The sequence below is a fragment of the Monashia sp. NPDC004114 genome (assembly GCF_053603855.1).
Map to the genome: position 1 here is coordinate 7,905 of NZ_JBSGGK010000014.1, position 20,716 is coordinate 28,620.

General features: G+C 71.4%; 15 protein-coding genes. 3 read left to right on the top strand and 12 right to left on the bottom strand.

Features of this window, described 5'->3' with window-relative positions; translation table 11 throughout:
* Window positions 1–330: 330 nt before the first annotated feature.
* Genes ACWEOW_RS17115 through ACWEOW_RS17125 form a run of 3 tightly spaced genes read left to right on the top strand, consistent with a single transcriptional unit; the run spans window position 331 to window position 5,063 of the window.
* Window positions 331–1,164, top strand: a complete 834-nt coding sequence (locus ACWEOW_RS17115; protein WP_452270428.1) for a TetR/AcrR family transcriptional regulator — start codon at window positions 331–333, stop codon at window positions 1,162–1,164.
* 45 nt (window positions 1,165–1,209) lie between these two features.
* Window positions 1,210–2,943 carry an ABC transporter ATP-binding protein gene (locus ACWEOW_RS17120; RefSeq protein ID WP_452270429.1) on the top strand — a complete coding sequence of 578 codons (1,734 nt, stop codon included), beginning with the start codon at window positions 1,210–1,212 and terminating at the stop codon, window positions 2,941–2,943.
* On the top strand, window positions 2,943–5,063 hold the full coding sequence (locus tag ACWEOW_RS17125) for an ABC transporter ATP-binding protein (protein ID WP_452270430.1): 2,121 nt from the start codon (window positions 2,943–2,945) through the stop codon (window positions 5,061–5,063). Before ACWEOW_RS17120 ends, ACWEOW_RS17125 begins: the two co-directional genes overlap by 1 nt.
* 152 nt (window positions 5,064–5,215) lie before the next feature.
* On the opposite strand, the gene soxR is transcribed toward ACWEOW_RS17125, so the two are convergent.
* The 12 genes from soxR to ACWEOW_RS17185 form a co-directional block, all read right to left on the bottom strand.
* Window positions 5,216–5,647 (bottom strand): redox-sensitive transcriptional activator SoxR, encoded by a 432-nt coding sequence (gene soxR / locus ACWEOW_RS17130; RefSeq protein ID WP_452270431.1) that lies wholly within the window; start codon window positions 5,645–5,647, stop codon window positions 5,216–5,218.
* Between the two features lies 1 nt (window position 5,648).
* Entirely contained in the window at window positions 5,649–6,212 is a 564-nt protein-coding gene (locus ACWEOW_RS17135) for an AAA family ATPase (protein ID WP_452270432.1), read from the bottom strand.
* A 134-nt stretch (window positions 6,213–6,346) separates the two neighbouring features.
* Window positions 6,347–7,456, bottom strand: a complete 1,110-nt coding sequence (locus ACWEOW_RS17140) for an FHA domain-containing protein (RefSeq protein WP_452270433.1) — start codon at window positions 7,454–7,456, stop codon at window positions 6,347–6,349.
* Complete coding sequence (locus tag ACWEOW_RS17145; RefSeq protein WP_452270434.1) at window positions 7,453–8,742, bottom strand: VWA domain-containing protein; 1,290 nt, start codon at window positions 8,740–8,742, stop codon at window positions 7,453–7,455. The genes ACWEOW_RS17140 and ACWEOW_RS17145 overlap by 4 nt, the downstream gene beginning before the upstream one ends.
* Window positions 8,735–10,123, bottom strand: a complete 1,389-nt coding sequence (locus tag ACWEOW_RS17150; protein WP_452270435.1) for a PP2C family protein-serine/threonine phosphatase — start codon at window positions 10,121–10,123, stop codon at window positions 8,735–8,737. The genes ACWEOW_RS17145 and ACWEOW_RS17150 overlap by 8 nt, the downstream gene beginning before the upstream one ends.
* A complete protein-coding gene (locus ACWEOW_RS17155; protein ID WP_452270436.1) occupies window positions 10,120–12,534 on the bottom strand; it encodes a tetratricopeptide repeat protein in 2,415 nt (804 codons plus the stop codon). The genes ACWEOW_RS17150 and ACWEOW_RS17155 overlap by 4 nt, the downstream gene beginning before the upstream one ends.
* Complete coding sequence (locus ACWEOW_RS17160) at window positions 12,531–13,760, bottom strand: hypothetical protein (protein WP_452270437.1); 1,230 nt, start codon at window positions 13,758–13,760, stop codon at window positions 12,531–12,533. The genes ACWEOW_RS17155 and ACWEOW_RS17160 overlap by 4 nt, the downstream gene beginning before the upstream one ends.
* 7 nt (window positions 13,761–13,767) lie before the next feature.
* Complete coding sequence (locus tag ACWEOW_RS17165) at window positions 13,768–14,907, bottom strand: glutamate ABC transporter substrate-binding protein (protein WP_452270438.1); 1,140 nt, start codon at window positions 14,905–14,907, stop codon at window positions 13,768–13,770.
* Complete coding sequence (locus tag ACWEOW_RS17170) at window positions 14,904–16,247, bottom strand: hypothetical protein (RefSeq protein ID WP_452270439.1); 1,344 nt, start codon at window positions 16,245–16,247, stop codon at window positions 14,904–14,906. The genes ACWEOW_RS17165 and ACWEOW_RS17170 overlap by 4 nt, the downstream gene beginning before the upstream one ends.
* On the bottom strand, window positions 16,244–17,938 hold the full coding sequence (locus ACWEOW_RS17175; RefSeq protein ID WP_452270440.1) for an AAA family ATPase: 1,695 nt from the start codon (window positions 17,936–17,938) through the stop codon (window positions 16,244–16,246). The genes ACWEOW_RS17170 and ACWEOW_RS17175 overlap by 4 nt, the downstream gene beginning before the upstream one ends.
* A 3-nt stretch (window positions 17,939–17,941) precedes the next feature.
* Complete coding sequence (locus ACWEOW_RS17180) at window positions 17,942–18,610, bottom strand: hypothetical protein (RefSeq protein WP_452270441.1); 669 nt, start codon at window positions 18,608–18,610, stop codon at window positions 17,942–17,944.
* 139 nt (window positions 18,611–18,749) lie between these two features.
* Entirely contained in the window at window positions 18,750–20,030 is a 1,281-nt protein-coding gene (locus tag ACWEOW_RS17185) for a toxic anion resistance protein (RefSeq protein ID WP_452270442.1), read from the bottom strand.
* Window positions 20,031–20,716 lie beyond the last annotated feature (686 nt).

Genomic DNA, 20,716 nt, shown 5'->3' on the forward strand with positions numbered 1-20,716 from the left:
GTCTGCGTCGAGTGGCCGCCCGGCCCCACTCGGTCTGCGTCGAGTGGCCGCCCGGCCCCACTCGGTCTGCGTCGAGTGGCCGCCCGGCCCCACTCGGTCTGCGTCGAGTGGCCGCCCGGCCCCACTCGCCACGTGACTGGTGAGACTCCTGGGATGAAGTGGCCACTCGACGGGTGGTGTTCGTGGGAGGGCGGGGCCATTCGACGTGGTGCTCGTGGGAGGGAGGGGCCACTCGACGGGTGGTGCTCGTGGGAGGGAGGGGCCACTCGATGGGGGGTGGAATTTCGGAAAGGACTTGTGAGTGAGTGCTCACTCATTCATGATGGTCGGGTGGCAGAACGAACCGGGCGGGCCGCGCCCATGCATCCGGACGACCGGCGAGACGCGCTCATCGCCGTGTTCATCGACCTCGCCCACCGGGAGGGGCGCAAGCCCTCGACGAGCGAGATCGCTCACGAGGCAGGGGTCGCCGAAGGCACGATCTTCCGCGTCTTCCCGACCAAGGAAGCCCTCGAGACGGAGGCGGTGCAGACCGCCTTCTGCCCGGCCCCGGTGAGGCGCGCCATCGCCGCGATCGACCAGTCGCAGAGCATGCGCGACCGGCTCGTCGACTTCACGGCGATCATGCAGAAGAGGTTCACCGACGTCTTCGGGTTGATGGCCGCGCTCGGTCTCACCCAGCCGCCGAACCGCGGACCGCACATGGCGTGCTTCGAGGCCGGCCGGCACCTGCGCGGCGCCACCGACGAGGGCACCGAGCATGTGGCCGCCCACCAGCCCCTGCTCGATGCCATCAACGGCGCCCTCGTCGACGACTCCGTCGACCTCGTGGTCCCGGCGCGCGAGGTGATCCACCGCATCCGCCTGCTGACCTTCTCCGGCAGCCACCCGGGCATCGCCGACGGCATGGTCCTGACGCCCGAGGAGATCGTCGACACGGTGCTCTACGGCCTCGTCGTCCGCCCGTCGCCGACGGGCAGCGGGCTGATGATCGCCGAGCTCTACGAGGCACTCGGTGGAGACGCCGAGACCCTACGCGGCGTCTCCCGGCTCGACGGCTCGCACGAACGGCTCAGCCCCGAGGAGCTCGAGCAGATCCGGGCCGGTGGTGGATCCACGCCGGAGCAGACGAGAGACAAAGCAGTTGACCCTCACCCCACGTGAGTCCCTAACGTACCCAGCGACCTCGACGACTCGAAAGGCACCACCATGCTGATCCGACTGCTGCGCAGTCACCTGCAGCCCTACAAGGGCGAGATCACCCTGATCGTGATCCTGCAGCTCGTGGCGACGATCGCCTCGCTCTACTTGCCCAGCCTCAACGGAGAGATCATCGACGACGGGGTGGCCAAGGGTGACACCGGTTTCATCCTGCGGCACGGCGCGCTGATGCTCGTCGTCAGCCTCGCCCAGATCTCGGCCGCCGTCGGCGCGACCTACTTCGCCGCGCGGGTCGCCATGGGGATGGGCCGCGGTCTGCGTGCCAACATCTTCGGCACCGTCGTCGACTACTCAGCGCAGGAGGTCGCCAAGTTCGGCGCCCCGACCCTGATCTCGCGCAACACCAACGACGTGACCCAGGTGCAGATGGTCACCTTCATGGGGTTCGCGCTGCTCGTGACGACCCCGATCATGATGGTCGGCGGGGTGTTCATGGCCCTGCGCGAGGACCTCGGGCTGGCCTGGCTCGTCGCGGTCGCCGTGCCCCTGCTCGGCCTGTCCGTGGGCTTGGTCATCTGGCGGATGGTCCCGTGGTTCGGCCGGATGCAGAAGTCGCTCGACGGGGTCAACCGCGTCATGCGCGAGCAGATCACCGGCATCCGGGTCGTGCGGGCCTTCGTCCGCGAGGACCACGAGGAGCAGCGGTTCGCCGAGGCGAACGGCAAGCTCACGGAGGCGGGCCTTCGGGTCGGCCGCCTCATGGCGCTCGTCTTCCCGATCGTGCTGTTCGTCTTCAACATGTCGTCGGTCGCTGTGATGTGGTTCGGCGCCCACCGGATCGCCTCGGGTGACATGCAGATCGGCGCCCTCACGGCATTCCTGTCCTACCTCATCCAGATCCTCATGGGCGTCATGATGGCGACCTTCATGGCGACGATGATCCCCCGCGCCGCGGTCTCCGCCGGCCGCATCCAGGAGGTCCTCGGAACGACCTCGACCGTGAGCGAGTCGGTGCAGCCTATCCCGATGCGCACCGCTCCGGCAGGCATCGAGTTCAAGGGTGTCGACTTCCACTACCCCGGCGCCGAGAATGCCGTGCTCCACGACGTGACGTTCACCGCGTCCCCCGGCCGGACGACGGCGATCATCGGCTCGACGGGCGCCGGCAAGACGACCCTGCTCGGCCTCGTGCCGCGCCTCTTCGACATCTCCGAGGGCCGGGTCGCGGTGGGCGGCGTGGACGTGCGCGACCTGTCGCTCGAGGAGCTGTGGAGCAAGATCGGGCTCGTCCCGCAGAAGCCGTACCTGTTCAGCGGCACGGTCGCGACCAACCTGCGATACGGCAACCCCGACGCCACCGACGAGGAGCTCTGGGACGCGCTGCGGATCGCGCAGGCCCAGGACTTCGTGAGCCGGATGGACGGCGGCCTCGACGGGCACATCGCCCAAGGCGGCACGAACGTGTCCGGCGGCCAGCGACAGCGTCTCGCCATCGCGCGGGCGATCGTCAAACGCCCCGACATCTACCTGTTCGACGACTCGTTCTCGGCGCTCGACCTGGCGACGGACGCCCGGCTGCGCCAGGCGCTGCGGCCGGTCACGGCTCACAGCACGGTCGTCATCGTCGCTCAGCGCGTGTCGACGATCGTCGACGCCGACCACATCGTCGTGCTCGAGGACGGCCGCATCGTCGGCCAGGGCACCCATGACCAGCTGCTCGAGACCTCCGAGACGTACCAGGAGATCGTCGAGTCCCAGCGCGGCGCGGAGGAGGCGGCCTGATGGCTGAGGGTGTCAAGACCGAGGAAGAGAAGGCGGCCGAAGCCCGCCGAGGCCCGGTGCGCCAACGCGGTCCCATGCAGATGGGTCAGCCGGGAGAGAAGTCGCTGAACTTCGGCCCGTCGGCCAAGCGGCTGGTTGCGCTGCTCACGCCGCACCGCGCCAAGGTCGTCTTCGTGATCACGCTGACCGTGGTGAGCGTCTTGCTCAGCTCCATCGGGCCGAAGATCCTCGGAAAGGCGACCGACCTCATCTTTGCCGGCTTCATCGGCTCGAAGCTGCCGGCCGGGATGACCAAGCAGCAGGCGGTCGACGCCGCACGCGCGACGGGCAACACGACCCAGGCCGAGCTGCTGTCCAACGTGGACTTCACCCCCGGCCAGGGGATCGACTTCACCGCGGTCGGTCAGGTGCTGATGGTCGTCATCGTCCTGTATGCCGTGGCGTCCCTTCTCCTGTGGGTCCAGGGCTGGATCCTGCAGGGCGTGCTGCAGCAGACGATGTTCCAGCTCCGGCAGGACGTCGAGGCCAAGCTCAACCGGCTGCCGCTGCCGTACTTCGACCGGCAGCCGCGAGGTGAGGTGCTCAGCCGGGTCACCAACGACATCGACAACATCGGCATGTCGCTGCAGCAGACGCTGTCCCAGCTGCTCAACGCGCTGCTCACGGTCGTCGCAGTGCTGATCATGATGTTCTGGATCTCGTGGACGCTGGCGCTCATCGCGCTCGTGACCATCCCGGTCTCGGTCGCGGTCACGGCAGCCATTGCCAAGCGGTCGCAGAAGCTCTTCGTCCAGCAGTGGCGCAACACCGGCGAGCTGAACGGCATCATCGAGGAGACCTTCACCGGTCACGGCCTGGTCAAGGTCTACGGCCGCCAGAAGGAGGCCCAGGCCGGTTTCGAGACCAAGAACGACGAGCTCTACGAAGCCTCGTTCGGTGCGCAGTTCATCAGCGGCATCATCATGCCGACGATGATGTTCATCGGAAACATCAACTACGTCCTCGTCGCCGTCGTCGGCGGCCTGCGGGTCGCGTCGGGCACGATGAGCCTCGGTGACGTGCAGGCGTTCATCCAGTACTCCCGCCAGTTCACCCAGCCGCTCACGCAGGTCGCCTCGATGGCGAACGTGCTGCAGTCGGGTGTGGCCTCGGCCGAGCGGGTCTTCGAGGTGCTGGACGCCGAGGAGCAGGAGCCGGATGCAGCCTCGCCGACCGTGCTCGAGGACCCGCACGGCTCTGTCGCGTTCGAGGACGTCACGTTCTCGTACACGCCGGACAAGCCCCTCATCGAGGATCTCGACCTGTCGGTCCGCCCCGGACAGACGGTCGCGATCGTCGGCCCGACTGGAGCCGGCAAGACGACGCTCGTGAACCTCATCATGCGGTTCTATGAGCTCGACGGCGGCCGGATCACCTTGGACGGCGTGGACATTCGCGACCTGACCCGCCACGGCCTGCGCTCGCGGATCGGCATGGTGCTTCAGGACACCTGGCTGTTCGGTGGCACGATCCGCGAGAACATCGCCTATGGCCGGCCGGGCGCGAGCGACGAGGAGGTGCTGGCGGCAGCGAGGGCGACCTACGTCGACCGGTTCGTGCACTCCCTGCCCGACGGCTACGACACGGTGCTCGACGACGAGGCCTCGAACATCTCGGCGGGCGAGAAGCAGCTGGTCACCATCGCCCGAGCGTTCCTGTCCGACCCGGCGCTGCTCATCCTCGACGAGGCGACCAGCTCGGTCGACACGCGCACCGAGCTGCTGGTCCAGAAGGCGATGGCGCGGCTCCGCTCCGACCGGACGTCCTTCGTCATCGCCCACCGTCTCTCGACGATCCGCGACGCCGACCTGATCCTCGTCATGGAGGAGGGACAGATCGTCGAGCAGGGCTCGCACGCCGAGCTGCTCGCCCGTGACGGTGCGTACGCGAGGCTGTATGCCGCGCAGTTCGCGGGTGCCGCCGCGGACCTCGACGCGGAGGCGGCTCTGGCGGCTGGTGCGAACGGCGCCAACGGGGTCCCGGCCCTGGCCGGGGTCGGCGCAGCGGCGCCCGGCCCGGCGGGCGGGCCCGGCGTTCCCGCGCCGGACAACCCCATCCCGGCGGACGCCGCGACGGACTGAGGCAACGGGCGCGCCCCGGCCGGGTTCGATCCCGGCCGGGGCCGTTGGACCGCCACCAGAGTGCAGCAGACGCAGAGAGCCCTTCGGGGCTGGGTTGGTGGCGGTCCGTCGGGCCCGAATCCCCGCCACACGGCATACGGGCGGGTGAAGGGTCAGGGCTCGAGCAGGACGGCTCCGGGGCCACGCTCGGCAAGCACGTCGGACGGGTTGTTGAGGGCGCACGTGCGCAGGCTGAGGCAGCCGCACCCGATGCACGAGTCGAGCTGGTCGCGCAGCTTCTCGATCCGGCGGATCTGCTCGTCGAGACGGCCCCGCCAGGACCGCGACAGCTTCGCCCAGTCGCTCGCAGTGGGTGTCCGGCCGTCGGGCAGCGTGGCCAGGGCTGCACCGATCTCGTCGAGCGAGAGGCCCACCCGCTGGGCGGCGCGGATGAACGACACGCGACGGATCGTCGCCCGCTCGTAGCGGCGCTGGTTGCCGGTCGTCCGCTCCGAGCCGATCAGCCCGAGCTCCTCCCAGTAGCGCAGCGCCGAGGTCGCCGCGCCGGTGCGCTGGGCGACCTGGCCGATGGTCAGTCCGGACATCTCAGTGGACCCTCGCCTCCGGCAACCGGGCGATGATCTCCTCGACCGTCTCCTCTGGGGTCTGCCCCGAGCTGTCGAGCCAGAGCCCGATGTGGGGGGTCTCGGTCTTGACCTTGTGGTCGAAGTCCCGGATCGACCAGAGGTCGCCGTAGCCGACCTTCACGCGTTCGGCCTCGCGACGCATCACCGTGCCCACGTCGGGGGCGAGCATCACGAGGCTCAGGGGCCGCGAGGCCAGCTGGTCGAGGAACGGCTGCAGGCTCGCCCCGACGAACAGGTCCTGCACGACGACCGTGAAGCCGGCGTCGGCGTACATGTTGGCCGAGTGCGCGGCGATCGCGTGGCGCAGCGCGAGCTGCCGCTCGGCCTCGGGGTCGCCGTGTGGCGACATGTCCGCGCGGCCGCGCACGACGACGCGGCGGAACTCGTCGCCCCGCAGGTGAACGGCCTTGGAGAACCGCTCCGCCAGCAGCTGAGACACGGTGGACTTGCCCGCCGCCATCACGCCGGTCACGACGATGATCTGCGGGACGTCGACGGCGAGGTGGAGGGGCCGTTCGGTCACATGGCACACCCTAGAGCCCGACGGTGCGAAAGTCGCCAGAGTTCATGCGACGTTCAAGTTCGATTCGGACCAGGCCGCCGCATCGAGTTGACCACTCGACCGAGTCGTGCGGTCGAGTGCTCGGTCGATTCGCCTCAGGCGTATGCCTCGACCTCGTCGGGGGTCGCCCGACGGACCACGACCCGCGTCCACGCTCCGACGTAGAGCCGGTCGTCGTCGTCGAGCTCGGTCTTGGGACCCACGCTGATCGGATCCTCCGGGAGCGGGCCCGAGGCCTGACCCACGAAGGTCCCGTTCGACGAACCGAGGTCCTCCACGAACCAGCGAGTCCCGTCGGACGTCAGCTGCGCGTGACGCCGGCTCACGCCGGGGTCGGACGACAGGTCGATCTCGGGATGGGTGTTGCGGCTTGTCGAGACCCGGCCCAGCAGCACGCTGCGGTGCCGCAGCGGCATGATGACCGGCAGCCCGGGCGACGGGCAGGGGTCCTCGGCCTCCTGGGTCTGGTACCAGTCGGGGTCGACCCACACCTCGGCGAGCCACTCGAACGGCTCGCCGGCGCCGGTTCCGGTGCTGGCGCCGGCAGTCGCAGAGCCTGCCGAGGCGCCAGCCCCAGCCCCAGCCGAGGCACCGGCCGAGGTACCGGCCGAGATACCAGCCGAGAGACCGGCCGAGGCACCAGCCGAGGTACCAGCCGAGGCACCAGCCGCCGAGCCGGCCCCACCGGCCGACGCGTCGCTCAGGTCACCAGCCGGTCCGCCCGCGCTCCCAACGCCGCCGGCGATGTCGCCGCCCTCGCCCTCGTCCGTGAGCTCGCCGTCCTCGCCCGCCGCGTCGCGCGGCATCGCGCCGGTCGTGAAGTCATACCCGCACGCCTCGCAGAAGAGGGCGCCGTCGGCGTTCTCGGTGTGGCAGTTCGGACACTCGAGGCCGGTCGGCGCCGGTGCCACCGGCGCGCCGACGCCCAGTCCGGATGCGCCCTCGCCAGCGGTCGGGACGACGGGGTCGAGGTCGAGGGACGACCGCTGGGGTGCGCCGGTCGCGGCCGAGAACGACTCACCCGCTGACCCAGCCGTGCCGGTGCCGCTAGCCACCCCGCGCGTCGCCCCGGCGCCGCCCGACGCGCCCGCGCCGCCCGACCCGCCCGCCGCGGCCGGCTGGGCATTCAGGTCGATGGGCGAGCCGCAGGTGTCGCAGTAGTCGTCGGCCTCCGACCTGTGGCCGTTGGGGCAGATGGCACTCACCGGCGCACCCGGCTCGTCTTGGTCGAGGCGGTGTCGAGCGACATCTCGTCGATCTTGGTCACGCCCTTCTTGAGCCGGACCGTGCCGGTGTCGGCGTCGTCGATGTCGACGACCTTCTTCAGGCGCGTGGTGATCTCCTCGTTGCCGGTCTCGTCGGCGAGCTGGACGGCCCGGCCGAGCTTGGCGGTGGCGACGTCGTCCTGGCCGGCGGCCTTGGCTGCCAGGCCCTCCTGGATCACCGTCGCGAGCTCCGCCTGACCCGTGTAGGCGGCGACGGCCGGGTCGATGCGGGTCGTCAGGGCGTCGTCGTTGCTCCACTTGGCCTTGACCAGGCCCTGGGCGACGGGGTCGCCGCCTAGCGAGACCTGCACACGCGCGGCGAGCTGCTCCTGGCCGAGAGTCCGCGCAGGCAGCCGCACGGCCACGTGGTAGTCGCGGCTCTCGTCGGACCAGGCGCCGGTCGGGTAGGCGCCGGTCAACGGGTTGATCTGGGTGCGTCGTGGTGTGAGGTCCTCGAGCGAGGGAGACACCTGCTTGACGAAGAGCAGCTCGGCACCCTGGGGCACCCACACCCGCACCTCGACGTTGGCCACGCCCCGCGACATCGAGGCGCGCATCATCTTCTCGAACTCGGCCGCCATGTCCTCGGGGGCCGGGATGAGGTCGACCGAGCCGAGCAGCGACGAAGCGATGCCGCGGACCTCGTCGACGCGCCACTGGTCGCCGACGCCGCGGGCATCGCACTGGAAGACGCCCACGCAGCTGCGCACGGCCGCGGCGAGCGACGCGGGCGTCTCGCCCTCGTTGACGCCGTCGGTGAGCAGGATCGCGTGCCGCTTGGTGACGTAGGGGACGGTCTCGAAGATCTGCCGGGCGAGGGTGAGCCAGGTGCCCATCGCGGTGCCCCCGTTGGCCCGCAGCCCGTCGATGGCACGGGTGGCCTCCCCCCGCGTGTGCGACGACATGGGCACGAGCGCGCCCTGGTGGCTGTAGGGGTAGACGATCTGTGCGGTGCCGTTGCCGGAGACGATCGAGAAGAGGGTGCCGTCGGTGATCTCGGCGAGCGCTGCCTTGGCCGCCTCGCCCGCCGCCTGCACGCCGCGCCGGCCCATGGAGCCCGAGGTGTCGATGAGGATGACCTCCGCCGCCGAGCCCGGGTCGGTCGTCCCGGCCGAGCCTGCACCTGCGGTGGCACCGGTCGAGGTGACGCGGACGATCGCGTGCACGTCGGTGCCCCCGTCGGGCAGGAACTCGTTCTGGAAAACCTCTGCGGTGAAGTCAGCCATCGATCGGGTTCCCTTCCTCCGGCGTCGCGTCCGCGGCCGCCCCTGTCGTCTCTGTCGTCCGTGTCGTCTGTGTCGTCACTGTCGATCCTTGCCCAGCCAGTCTGGCGAGGGCAACCGTGATGTTGTCCCGACCGCCCTGCTCGTTGGCGAAGTCGACGAGCCACTGGGCGATCGTGGTCGGCTGGTCGTCGTCGACCTCGTCGAGTCCGTTGTGCACGAGGCGTCGCACGTCCTCGGCCTCGGAGCAGTAGTTCCACAGCCCGTCGGAGCACACGAGGAGCCAGCCTGCGCCGGGGGTCAGCGTGGTCAGGTTGGGGGTGAGGTCGTCGGGCGCGTCCTTGCCGAGCCAGCGCGTGATCGAGTGCGCGTGCGGGCCGTTCTCGGCCGCCTCGCGGGAGACCCCGCTGGCCATCCGCTCCTGCGCGAACGAGTCGTCCCGGCCGAGCTGCTGAGCGGGCTCAGCGGCCGCGTCGGGCAGCCAGTAGACCCGGCTGTCGCCGACGTTTCCGGCGACGACGACGCCGTCCTCGACCACTGCGGCGGCGATGGTGCACGACGGCGGGTTGGGCACGTCGGCGATGACCGCGTCGACCACGGCCTGGTTGGCGCGGGCGACCGCGCCGGCCAGGGCGCGTCCGGCGCCCGCCGCCCACGCCTCGGGGGTGCCGACGCCCTTGGGGAACGGCTGGTCGAGGACCGCGCGCGCGGCCTTGGCGGCGGCGAGCGAGGCGATGTGTGAGTCGGTCGCCATCGAGACGCCGTCGCAGACGACGAGCACGGCGCGCGAGCCGGGCAGGTCCGCCGCGCTGAGCGCCATGGCGTCCTCGTTGCGGGTATGCCGCTTGCCGATGTCGCAGACGCCGGCGACCCATGCGGCCGGTGCCTCGGTGTAGTGGTTGCGGGGGTCGGGTGGGGGCGTGCCGCAGTTGTCGCAGTAGCCGTCGACGATGTGTCCCTGGCCGCAGGCGGTGCAGAGGTCGTCGTCCACCGGGGTGACGGCGGCCGACGGCACGGCACCGGTCCAGCCGACGTCGAGGGGTGACTCCTCACCGGCCGGCGCCGTCTGCGGGGTCGCCGTCGCCATCAGCGTCTCTTCGGCCACGCCGTAGGGGCTCGGCCCCGTCGAAGCCCCGGTCGCGCTCGCCGCGGTGACGCCGGGCAGACCGGCGCCCACACCTGTAGCGCCCCCTCCGGCTGCCGCAAGGTCGGCGCCGCAGGCCTCGCAGAAGCTCGCTTCGGCGGGGTTGGCCGTGCCGCAAACGGGGCAGTCGCGCAGCGACGCAGCAGCCCGCGCGAGACCCTCGACGGGCTGCGTGTGCACGTCGCCGGGCTGCGCGAGAGTGGTCGGGTCGGTGGCGCCCGTGGTCGGACTGTCGCTCAAAAGAGGCTCCAGGGTCGGATGGCGTTGGCCTCGTCGACGAGCGGGACGCGCTCAGCGAGGTCGGGCGTGCGCTTCGCGAGCTCGCGCAGGGACTCCTCGAGGCCGAGACGCAGCCCGGTCGGGGTGCCCTTGTGCGTGCCGATGCGGATGTCGGCCTTGTTGCCCGTCTTCTCGACGGTCTCGAGAGCCTCGCGGTAGATGAGCGTCGTCAGCTCGGCCCGCCGCCGGGCGGTCAGCGACGTGTCGTCGAGGGTGCGCAGAGCCTCGGCGAGGTCGGGCAGGCCGCGGTTGGCCTTGGTGAGCAGCTCGGCGAGCCCTGCCCGCGCGGTGCGGAAGGCGCTCGACTGCGCCGGCACGAGACGGTATGCCGCGACCGCACCGTCGACGTCCTTGCGGGCGGCGCGGATCCGGGCGAGGCCAAAGGCGGCCATCGGCACATAGGTGGCGTCGGTGCGCGCGCAGGCGACGTAGAGGTTCTCGGCGACGGCGTCGTCGCCGGCCTTCTCGCACGCGTGGGCCAGGGCGAGCTTCGGTGCGAGCTCGCCGGGCACCTGGCCGTAGACGGCGTTGAACGCCGCCTGGGCCGCGCGTGCGTCCCCACGCTCGAGGGCGGCCAGTCCCTGGATCCAGACCGCCCTCCACTCCCACGGGTCGGCGCTGAGCAGCTCGGCGGCGGTCTTCTCGGCGATGTCGCGCAGGCCGGCGTCGAGAGCGGTGCGGGCGCGCTCGAGGAGCACCTCGGTCGAGCTCTTCGGGGCGCTGGCGAGGCGCTCGAGGCGCTCGTTAGGAGTGCCGCTGACCGTCGCCAGCCAGCCGACGAGGGGGTCGTGCGGGTCGCGGCGCAGGGCCGGAAGGTTGCGCCAGTCGTCGGGCTCGACGCCCGGAGTTGGCACGTCGAACAGCAGCGACCCGACGGTCGTCGTGGCGGCCCCCGCGCCCTTGTCGAGCGCGACGACCTCCCGCAGCACCCCGATCATCTGCGAGCGCAGCTCGTCGGCCGACACGAAGCGGTCGTCGCGGTTGGGCGCGCATGCCTTGGCGACCAGGCGGTAGTACGAGTCGTACTTCTGGAAGACCGGCACGGTGTCCTGTGCGGGCAGGGTGTTGAGGTACGTCGTCTGGTAGCCGCGGAACTCCATCGTCAGCACGACCAGGGTGCGCCCGATCGTGTAGATGTCGGACGCGACGGAGACGCCGAGCTCTGCCACCTCCGGAGCCTGGTAGCCGACGGTCCCGAAGATCGCGGAGTCCTCGTCGTCGGCCCGGCGCACGCCACCGAGGTCGATGAGCTTGACCTCGTCGCCGACCTGGATGATGTTGTCGGGCTTGAAGTCGCAGAAGACCAGCCCGAGGTCGTGGAGGTACTGGAAGGCGGGCAGGATCTCGAGGATGTACGCGAGGGCCTGGTCCACGGGCAGCGGGTCGTACCGCCCGGCGTGCTGCATCCGCTGCTTGAGGATCGACTTGAGCGACGTGCCGCCGACGTACTCCATGACGATGTAGCCGGCGTCGTCGTGGGTCACGAAGTTGTAGATCTCGACGATGCTCGGGTGTGACACCTGGGCCAGGAACCGCTGCTCGGCGATGGCGGCCGCGAGGGCGTCGGGGTCGGCAGAGTTGAGCAGGCCCTTGAGCACGACCCAGCGGTCCGACACGTTCTTGTCGCGCGCGAGGTAGATCCAGCCGAGGCCGCCGTGGGCGAGGCAGCCGGCGACTTCGTACTGGCCGGCGACGAGGTCGCCCGCCTTGAGCTTGGGGTCGAACGAGAACGGGTGGCGGCACTTGGCGCAGAACCCGGTCGTTCGGCCGGGCCTGCCGTCGCGGCCGCGGCCGACGGGCTCGCCGCACTTGGGGCAGAAGCGCTTGTTCTCCGGGACGGTCGGATCGGCCAGCAGGGCCTTCTCGGCGTCGATGGTCGGGGCGGGCCGGACGGTCGTGATGCCGCCGCCGAGCCGCGCGGAACGCAGCCGCTGCGACCCGCTCGTGCGCCTGGTCGCGACCGAGCCCGACTCACGGGCGCGCCTGGAGCCCAAGGCCGCCGAGGCGAGGTTGCTCGAGGCGGCCGAACGGGTGGAGATCTCGGGCCCGACGCCCGCGGGCACGGTCTGCTCCTGCCCCGCGGCCGGCGCCAGCGCCGCGACACCCTGCTGGTCGGCGGGTGTGCCGCACACGTCGCAGTAGCCGGCGTCGATCTTGCCGTGGCATCCGGGCTGCTGGCACGGCTCGCCTTCGGGGATCGCGTTGGCCGACGGTGCGGCATACGGGGGAGGCAGCGGCGGGGAGGCGGGGGAGGAGAGGGCGCCGGCGGTCGCGGCCGCGGGGACCGCGGGGGCGGTGTCGACCGACATGCCGCAGACGTCGCAGTAACCGTCGACGATGTTTCCGGAGCAGCCCGGCTGGTTGCACTTCATGCGCGTGGCCTCTGGGTTCGGGGAGCGGGACGGGTCGCGGCGCGGGACGAGCGGGTGGCCGTGTCGACATAGGCCTGGTATGCCGCCGCGAGCGCCCGGGCGCGGGCGATGGGCAGGGGCGTCGTGGCCAAGGTCGCGTCGAGGCGGGCGCGCAGGTCGCCGAGGTCGGCGGTGGCCTCCGGGGTGAGGGAGGCCGACGCGGCCATCGCGCCGACCGCGCCGACGAGCCCGACGACCTCGTCGCGCTCGGCGAGCCCGGCGGCATACGTCTCGTGGGCGAGGTCGAGCGCGCGCGACACACGCTCCAGCTTCTCCCGGTATGCCGCGAGCTCGGCTGCCGACTGCGGCACCGGTCCCAGCGCGCGGACGTTGGGGATGGCCAGGTGCGGGGCGGGCGTGATCGCCTCGATGCAGGCCTTCTCGAGGGCCCGGATGGCCGCGGCCCGGGCATCGAGCTCCTCCACCTGCTGCTGGGTGCGCAGCCGGCTCTTGGCCGCCGAGGCGCGCTCGGCGGCCTCGACGATGAGGTCGCGCTCGAGGACGGCGACGTCGATCTCGAGCGGCCCGATGATGCCGCCGACGTCAGCGCCGCGGCGGGCGCGCTCGACGAGGTCGGTGGTGCGGCGGTCCAGGCGGGCCAGCTTCTCAGCGGCCTCGTCCCGCTGCGGCCCGACGGGCACGAGCGGGATCTGGTCGCGGACGCGCTCGACTCCCGCGCGTACCAAGGTGATCCGCTGGCTGGCCTCGGCGGCTCCCGGCGCCAGCGAGGCTCGGGCCTGGAGCGTTCGCGTCAGCGAGTCGAGCAGCCGGCACGCCTCGGGGAGGCTCACCGCAAGGGACCCGCTGGAGGCCAGAGCGAGGTGCTCGGTGGTGTTCGAGTCGAGGCGCCCGTGGATCAGGGTCGACAGGCGCTCGGCCTCCTTCGGCCCCACCCGGCCGCCGTCGAACGTCGTCTCGAGCAGCGTGAGGCGGTCGCTCACGGCCTTCCAGAAGGTCAGCGCGACCGTGAGGTCGGTGGTGATCGCGACCTGCTCGGCCTGCGAGAGCTTGAGGACAGCGCGGTCGACCTCGTTGAGGTCGGCCCGGCGCTGGGTGACCCACACGCGCAGGGCGTTGAGGTACGTCTGGGCCTCCGCCGCCTGCACAGGCACGCCCAGCCGACCCGGCGCGGGTGGGGCGACGATGCCCGAACCGGGGTCGGAGGGAGTCTGCGGCACGGCGGTCATCGGCGGCTCAGCGTCCGTACACCGGGGTCGGGGGAGTGGCGCCGGCCCCGAGCGGGCCGGCGAGCCACGTGTTGTAGATCTGCTTCCACCGGCCGTCGGACTCCATGTCGGCGAGCACCCGGTTGAGGTACTGCGCGAAGTAGACGTCGGCCTTGTTGACGCCGATGCCATAGGGCTCGGCGGTGATCGCCTTGGCCTTGGTGACCACGGTGTTCGGGTCCTGCGCGGCGAGGCCCGCCAGGACCGTGTCGTCACCGGTGATGGCGTCGGCCTTGCCCTGCTGGAAGAGGACGAGGCAGCCCGTGTGGTTGGCGGCCGTAACGGGGATCGGGCCCTCGACGGACTGCAGCTTGGCCAGGGAGGTCGTGCCGGACGGGGCGCACACGCGCTTGCCCTTGAGGTCTGCGAGCGAGAGGTTCGCGGCGTTCGGGGCGGCCTTGCTGACGAGGACCTTCTGGCCGGCGCGGTAGTACTCCGCGGAGAAGCCGATCTTGTCCCAGCGGTCGCACGTCATCGACATGTTGCGCGTCACCATGTCGACCTTGCGGTCCTGCAGCAGCGGCAGCCGGTCGGCGGCGGTGATGACCCGCAGCTGCAGGTGGCCGGTCGCGGTCCCGAACAGGCTCTGCGCCACGGCCTTGGCGATGTCGATGTCGAAGCCGCTGATCTGGCCGGTGAAGGGGTCGCGCGCGGCGAACAGGTAGGTGTCCGCGGACACCCCGACCGTGAGGTAGCCGCGGTCGAGGATCTTGCGGACCGTGGCGTCGCTGATCGAGCTGCTGCTCGGCACGGTGGGCAGCGGGTCATACGACTGGGTGGCGTTGTTGCAGGTCTGCGGGGCGGCCGCAGCCGCGCTGGGCGGCGCGCTCGCCGTCGGCGCCGGCGGCAGCGGGGTCTGGGCGTAGGTGACGCTCGAGCATCCGGCGAGGCCGGCGAGGGCGACGACGCCGAGCGCCGCCGCGCTGAGCTTTTGGCGCCTCGATTCGCTGCGGCGCGTGCCCGCGGCGCCTGCAGGGCGTTGCCTTCCTCCGCTGCGCTCGATCGTTCGTCGCTCGCTGCGCTGCGTCCAGGCAACGCCGGCGCCGCGGCTGACCCCGATCTCCTCTTCGCCGCCCCTTGGGCGTTGGGAGAAGGTGATGGTCGTCATCGGTAGTCCTCGATTCGCTGGCCGATGCCCCGGACGATGAGCCACGCCGCGAGCAGCGCGACGGCGGCGATGCCGAGGGCGTAGAAGCCGGCCGAGCCGCCCAGACCGCGCAACGTGTCGACGGCCGAGGTGCTGGCCTTGTCGCGGGCCTGGCTGGCGGCGGTGTCGAAGGCCTGGAAGGTCCCGGCCGCGCCGCTGGCGGCGGTGCTCGTCGAGAGCTTGACCGCGTCGTCCCACTTGCCGCCGTCGTCGAGCGTGCGGACCTGCTTGTGGGTGTCGGAATAGGCCTTCCACAGCTGGTCGAGGTTCCCGGCTTCTGCGACGTTGCGTTGGTCGAGCTCGGTGATGCCCTGGTCGACCAGGCCCCCGTCCTTCTGCCAGGACTTCTCGAAGGCGTCGCCCGAGCCGCGCCGGATCAGGGTCAGGCTCTCGTTGGCGCGGGCGTCGTTGGCGGCGGTGGTCACGCCGGCGAGCTTCACGGCCGTCTGGTAGTCACCGCTCGCGACGTCGCGGGTCGCCCCGGCGAGGCTGCCCACGACCGACGCCGTGACGAACAGCGCGACGATGAGCACGACGACGGCGCCGGTCAGGGACGGGTTGACGTAACGGTGGGTGCGGCGCGCGAGCCAGATCGAGATCGCGGCCAGGCCGACCAGCGCCGCGACGCCGACGAGCAGCTGAAGGCTCGAGTTGCTGCGGTCGAACTCGTCCTGGGCCCGGTGTTCGTTGGCGCTGACGATCGCCTCGACGATCGGGATCGCGTCGGACCGCAGCCCGGCGCTGGCCTGCGTGAGGTACTGCGCGCCCACCGGCAGGCCGAGCCGGTTGTTCGCACGCGCCTGCTCCACCAGAGCGGCATACGTCTGCACCTTCTGGGACAGGGCGCCGAGGGCGGTGCCGTCGGCGGGCTGAGCGGCCGCGGCCTCGGCGATGCCCGACGCGACCCGTGACATGGCGTCGTCGTAGCTCTTGCGCGACGCGGCGGACTCGAGGCCGCCGACGAGGAAGGCGTTGGTGGCGACGGCGTCGGCGCGCAGCAGGTCGACGTGCATGGACTGGACCCGCACGACCTGGGCGATGTTGTTGGCGGCCCGCTCGACGGCCGCCTGCGAGGCGAGCAGGGCGTTGGCGCTGATCGCGCCGAGCGCGACCGCGGCGATGACCCCGAGCAGCCCGAACAGGCGCATCCGGCCCGGCGTGCCGTGCAGCAGGCGGTTGGCGACGGTGCGGGCGGCGGGCAGGCTGCCGGCGATGGTGCGTGGCTGCTGCGGCCCGGTGGCCCCCCGCGGCGCGCCGGCGGGTATGGCGACGGGGATGTTCGTCGTCGGTGCGCTCGTCATGCGGTGTCCTTGCTCGGTGGGTGCTGCTCGTCCGAGACTGCCTCATCGGCCGGTGTGGAACCATCAGGGTCTGCCCTGACCGGGTCCCGATGCTCGGTCGCCTCACCCTCGGGTCGGTCCGGAACCTGGCCGGCGGTCGTCCCCACGGGCTGGTCGTCGGGCTGGTCGTCGGGCTGGTCGTCGGGCTGGTCGTCGGGCTGGTCGTCGGGAGTGGTCTCGGGCTCGTCGTCCGGCTGGTCGATGAAGTCGTCTGCGGTGAGTAGACGCAGCTCGTCGCGAGTTGGCTCCGTCGCGTCCTTGAGCCGCCACGCGTGGCGGCCGACGGCGTGCTCGAAGAGGTTGCGCGAGAAGCGTCCGTTCCCGAACATCGAGGTGCGCGCGGTGGCCTCGAAGATCTCCCTGACGCGAGCGTGGGCCTCGTCGGTGAGCTCGTAGTCGGAGCCGGTCGCGATCGAGTCGAGGATGTCGAGGAGCTCGTCGTCGGTGTAGTCGTCGAACTCGATCGTCGTGGTGAACCGGCTCGCGAGCCCGGGGTTCTGCGCGATGAACGCGACCATCGGGTCGGGATAGCCGGCGACGATGACCACGAGGTCGTCGCGGTGGTCCTCCATCTCCTTGACGAGGGTGTTGACCGCCTCCTGCGCGAACTGGTCGCCCGTCAGGCCGTACGCCTCGTCGATGAAGAGCACGCCACCGACGGCGCGGGCGCAGACCTCGGCGGTCTTCATCGCGGTCTGGCCGACGTACCCGGCCACGAGCTCGCTCCGGTCGACCTCGACGAGCTGGCCCTTGGGCAGCAGCCCGAGCGCGCGGTAGATCGCGCCGACGAGCCGTGCCACGGTCGTCTTTCCGGTCCCGGGGTTGCCGACGAAGATCAGGTGCCGGCTCATCTTCGGAGCCTTGAGCCCCGCCTCGGCGCGCATCTTCTCCACCGAGAGCAGGGCGACCTGCCGGTGGATCTCCTTCTTGACGCGGTCGAGGCCGATCATCGCGTCGAGCTCGGCGAGCAGCTCCTGCACCGACTTCTCGGGCTCCGCAGGCGCCTCCGGCTCGGCGGTCGCCGCGGCGTCCGCTGTCGCTGTGGCGCCACCAGACGCCCCGGCCGTCCCAGGCATCCCGGCCGCGGGAGAGAGCGAGCCGCCTGGTGTCCCAGGCGACTCCATGGGTCCGACGAGGTTGGGGCGCGCGAGGTCGGGCGCGCCGGTCCCGAGCCCGGGTATGCCGCCCGGCCCCATCCCGGGGTATGCCGGCAGGCGGGGGACTGCGCGCGCCGCGGCAAGGTACGCGCCCGAGGCAGCAGACGCGTTGGCGATCACCCAGATCGGCGCGGTGCCGAGCATCACCGCCGCGGACGCCACCTCGGTGAGCGCCTCGGCATACTCGTCTGCCAGCGAGCTGCCGGACGACACGAGCGACTCGAGCAGGTCCGTGGGGGAGCCGCGCCACCGGCGGCCCCGTGAGGCGGCGTCGAAGAAGGCGTCGTTGATCCGGCTCAGGTCGGTCAGCCCCGGGTGTGCGACCTCGGCCCAGCCCGTCGCGGCGCCCGGCACGGCCTCGGACAGCGCGGCTGCCACGCGCAGTCCCTCGTCGCGTGCCTGCGCCGGGTCGAGGCCGGCCTCCGCGGCGATGTCGGTGAGCTGGTCGAGGCTCTCGGCGAGCCGCGACCCGTCATGGGAGCGTGTGGTGCTCATGCATCACTCCGGCGGGGCGAGGGGCCGGGGCGTCGACGACGGCACCGGGTTCTGGATGGGCTGGCTGGGCTGGACGTGCTGGCTGGGCTGGCTGGTCTGGGTGGGTTGGACGGGCTGGGTGAGCTCGGTCGGGGAGTGCGGCGGGGGCGCCGCGGACGGCTCGGGGTCCGGGGCGTCGAGCCCGAGCGACCCACCGGTGGAGGGGTGGCCGAACTTCTGCTCGAGGAACGCCCCGTGCACGATGATCGCCTCCGCGTCGGCACGGCATACGGCGTCGTAGACCTTGTCCATGGTCGCGCCGAGCAGGTCGAGCTGGTCGACGAGGAGCATCACCGAGCTCTTCCCGTCGGAGATCGGCCGGGTGTCCGCCCAGTCCCGGGGCAGGCGCAGGTAGTTGCCGATCGCGACCGGTAGGTAGTCGGCCGCCGTCGCCATGACGCTGTACCCCTGGGAGCTGCCGATGCCGAGGTTGGCCAGGCGCGGGAGGGTCTGCCGGACGATGCGGCTCACGCGGAGCAGGCGCGAGAGCACCACTCCGGGGACCTGCCCGTCGCGCGCCTGCTGCTCGACCGAGTCGAGAGCCTCGAGCAGCTGCTCGGTCGTGGGCGGCCCAGGGCGCGGCGGCTCTGGTGCCTCGGGCTTGTCCAACCCGAACCACGACCGGATTCCCACGTCATGTCCCCTTTGCGGTTCTCATGTCCGGCGCTGGCGCCGGTGCCGCGTCCGTGCGGCCTGCTCATGTGCTGCTCGCGAGCTGCGGGCCTCGTGCTGCCAGGTCGCCGGAGCCGAGACCGCGGCGACCCGGCGAGCGCTACCGGCCCGTGCCGAGGTCGAGCACCCCCGGCGCGGCGTTCTCCGCGCGCCGCTGGTCCTGGGCGGCGACCCGGTCGAGGTAGGTGCGCGACTTGGCGACCTCGGTCTCGAGCGTGCCGATCGTCGCGGCCATGTTGTCGAGGGCGCGCACCTTGAACTGGTCGATGGTGTCCATCGTCTCGTAGATGTTCGCGAACGCCTTCTGCAGCGACTCCATCGACAGGGTCGAGCTCGCGGACTGCTCCTGGATGCGCGCGGAGTTCTGCTTGAGGGCCTCCGAGGTCCGCTCGATGATCCCCGACGTCGTCGTGTTGAGGGCGGTGATCTGGTCGAGCACGAGCTGCTGGTTGTTCAGGGCCTGCGCGACGATGACGGCCGTGCGCAGCGCCGACACCGTCGTCGTCGTCGCCCGGTCGACACCCTTGATGAGCTCGATGTTGTTCTTGATGATGATGTCGATCGCCAGGTAGTTCTGGATCGACACCGCGAGCTGGGTCAGCAGGTCCTGGTGCTTCTGTCGCACGTAGAACAGCACGTCCTCGCGCATCGCCTTGGCCCGCTCCGGGTCGGTGGTGTCGAGCGTGGCCACCTGGGCGGCGAGCTTGGCGTCGAGGCGCTCCGCGACGTAGACGTACTGGTTGAGCCGGCCCATCGACTCCCAGAGGTTCTTCTTCTCCAGGTTGAGCGCGACGTTGTCCTTCTGCAGCTCGTCCTGGCCCGACTGCAGCGAGTGGAGGATGCCGTTGAGGTGCGACTGCGCCGACTGGTACTTGCGGAAGTAGTCGGTGACCTTCTCGCCGAAGGGGATCATGCCGAGGAACTTCTTGGCCCCCTGGGCCTGCCCCGGGTCGAGGTCCTCGACCGTGCGGCGCAGGTCGAGCAACGTGGAGCCGACCTTGGAGTTGGCGGTGAGGCTCCCCTCGTTGAGGGCCTTGACCGGCATCTGGAGCATCCGGTTGGAGCTCTCGGCCGCGAAGCGCACCTCGTCGTTGCCCATCGAGCGCACGTCCGCGGCCTTGGTCTCCCACTCGGGCGACTTCGTGGCGGCCCGCATGAGCGAGTCGAGGTAGGTGTCGACCTTGGAGTCCAGCCCCGGGAGGGCTGCTTCGGGAACGGCAGGAGCCATCTTCGGGGCGCTGGTGGCGGCCACCGGGCCGGTGGCGGCCGGCGCCGTGAGGATGAACGCCTCGCCGGGCGGCGGCTCGAGAGGCGCGACCTGGGCAGCGGCGGGCGGCGGTGCTGCCTGCGCGGCGGACTGGGCGGCGGGCTGGTCAGTCATCTCGAACGGGTCCCTTCCCCTCTCGGCCGGCCACGTCGGCGACGTGACCGAAGTCCCACGCCCGCGAGACGGCATACGTCAGGTCGCCTGCGCGTCTCGTCGGGCGTACGGCCACTTTACGTGCCGCGCCCTTGCGACGGGACGGCGATTCCCGCGGTTCCCCGTCCACGCCGGCCGTCCCCCCGAAAGGGGGCCGGCCGACGGGGCGGCCGCGGCTCGGAGTCAGGGGAGGTTCCGTGCCGCGGCCGCGTGAGTGGGGCACCCACATCGGTCGAACGGCGGAGGTTACTCGTTAGTTCCTGCCTTCTGGGCTCGCTCCGCTCGCTTCGCTGGGCGGTCCGCGCGTGACGCGGCGGGGTGCAGCGGCCACTCGAGTGGGGGGACGACTGCCTCGGGTGCCCGACGACCCCCGTCGAGTGGCCCCGTCGTCTCAGGCTGGGGGTTTCAGTCGGGGTGCAGCGGCCACTCGAGTGGGGGCACGACTGCCTCGGGTGGCCGACAACCCCCCGTCGAGTGGCCCCGTCGTCTCAGGCTGGGCGGGTTCAAGTCGGGGCGCAGCGGCCACTCGAGTGGGGACGCGACGGCGTTGGGTGGCCGACAACCCCCGTCGAGTGGCCTGGTCGTCTCAGGCTGGGCGGGTTTCAGTCGGGGTGCAGCGGCCACTCGAGTGGGGGCACGACTGCCTC

Excerpts from the sequence above, each read along its gene's own strand:
- ACWEOW_RS17155 (WP_452270436.1), bottom strand. The coding sequence starts at position 12,534 with ATGAAGTGCAACCAGCCGGGCTGCTCCGGAAACATCGTCGACGGTTAC.
- ACWEOW_RS17170 (WP_452270439.1), bottom strand. The coding sequence starts at position 16,247 with ATGACGAGCGCACCGACGACGAACATCCCCGTCGCCATACCCGCCGGC.
- ACWEOW_RS17145 (WP_452270434.1), bottom strand. The coding sequence starts at position 8,742 with ATGGCTGACTTCACCGCAGAGGTTTTCCAGAACGAGTTCCTGCCCGAC.
- ACWEOW_RS17185 (WP_452270442.1), bottom strand. The coding sequence starts at position 20,030 with ATGACTGACCAGCCCGCCGCCCAGTCCGCCGCGCAGGCAGCACCGCCG.
- ACWEOW_RS17160 (WP_452270437.1), bottom strand. The coding sequence starts at position 13,760 with ATGACCGCCGTGCCGCAGACTCCCTCCGACCCCGGTTCGGGCATCGTC.
- ACWEOW_RS17120 (WP_452270429.1), top strand. The coding sequence starts at position 1,210 with ATGCTGATCCGACTGCTGCGCAGTCACCTGCAGCCCTACAAGGGCGAG.
- ACWEOW_RS17165 (WP_452270438.1), bottom strand. The coding sequence starts at position 14,907 with ATGACGACCATCACCTTCTCCCAACGCCCAAGGGGCGGCGAAGAGGAG.
- soxR (WP_452270431.1), bottom strand. The coding sequence starts at position 5,647 with ATGTCCGGACTGACCATCGGCCAGGTCGCCCAGCGCACCGGCGCGGCG.
- ACWEOW_RS17175 (WP_452270440.1), bottom strand. The coding sequence starts at position 17,938 with ATGAGCACCACACGCTCCCATGACGGGTCGCGGCTCGCCGAGAGCCTC.
- ACWEOW_RS17125 (WP_452270430.1), top strand. The coding sequence starts at position 2,943 with ATGGCTGAGGGTGTCAAGACCGAGGAAGAGAAGGCGGCCGAAGCCCGC.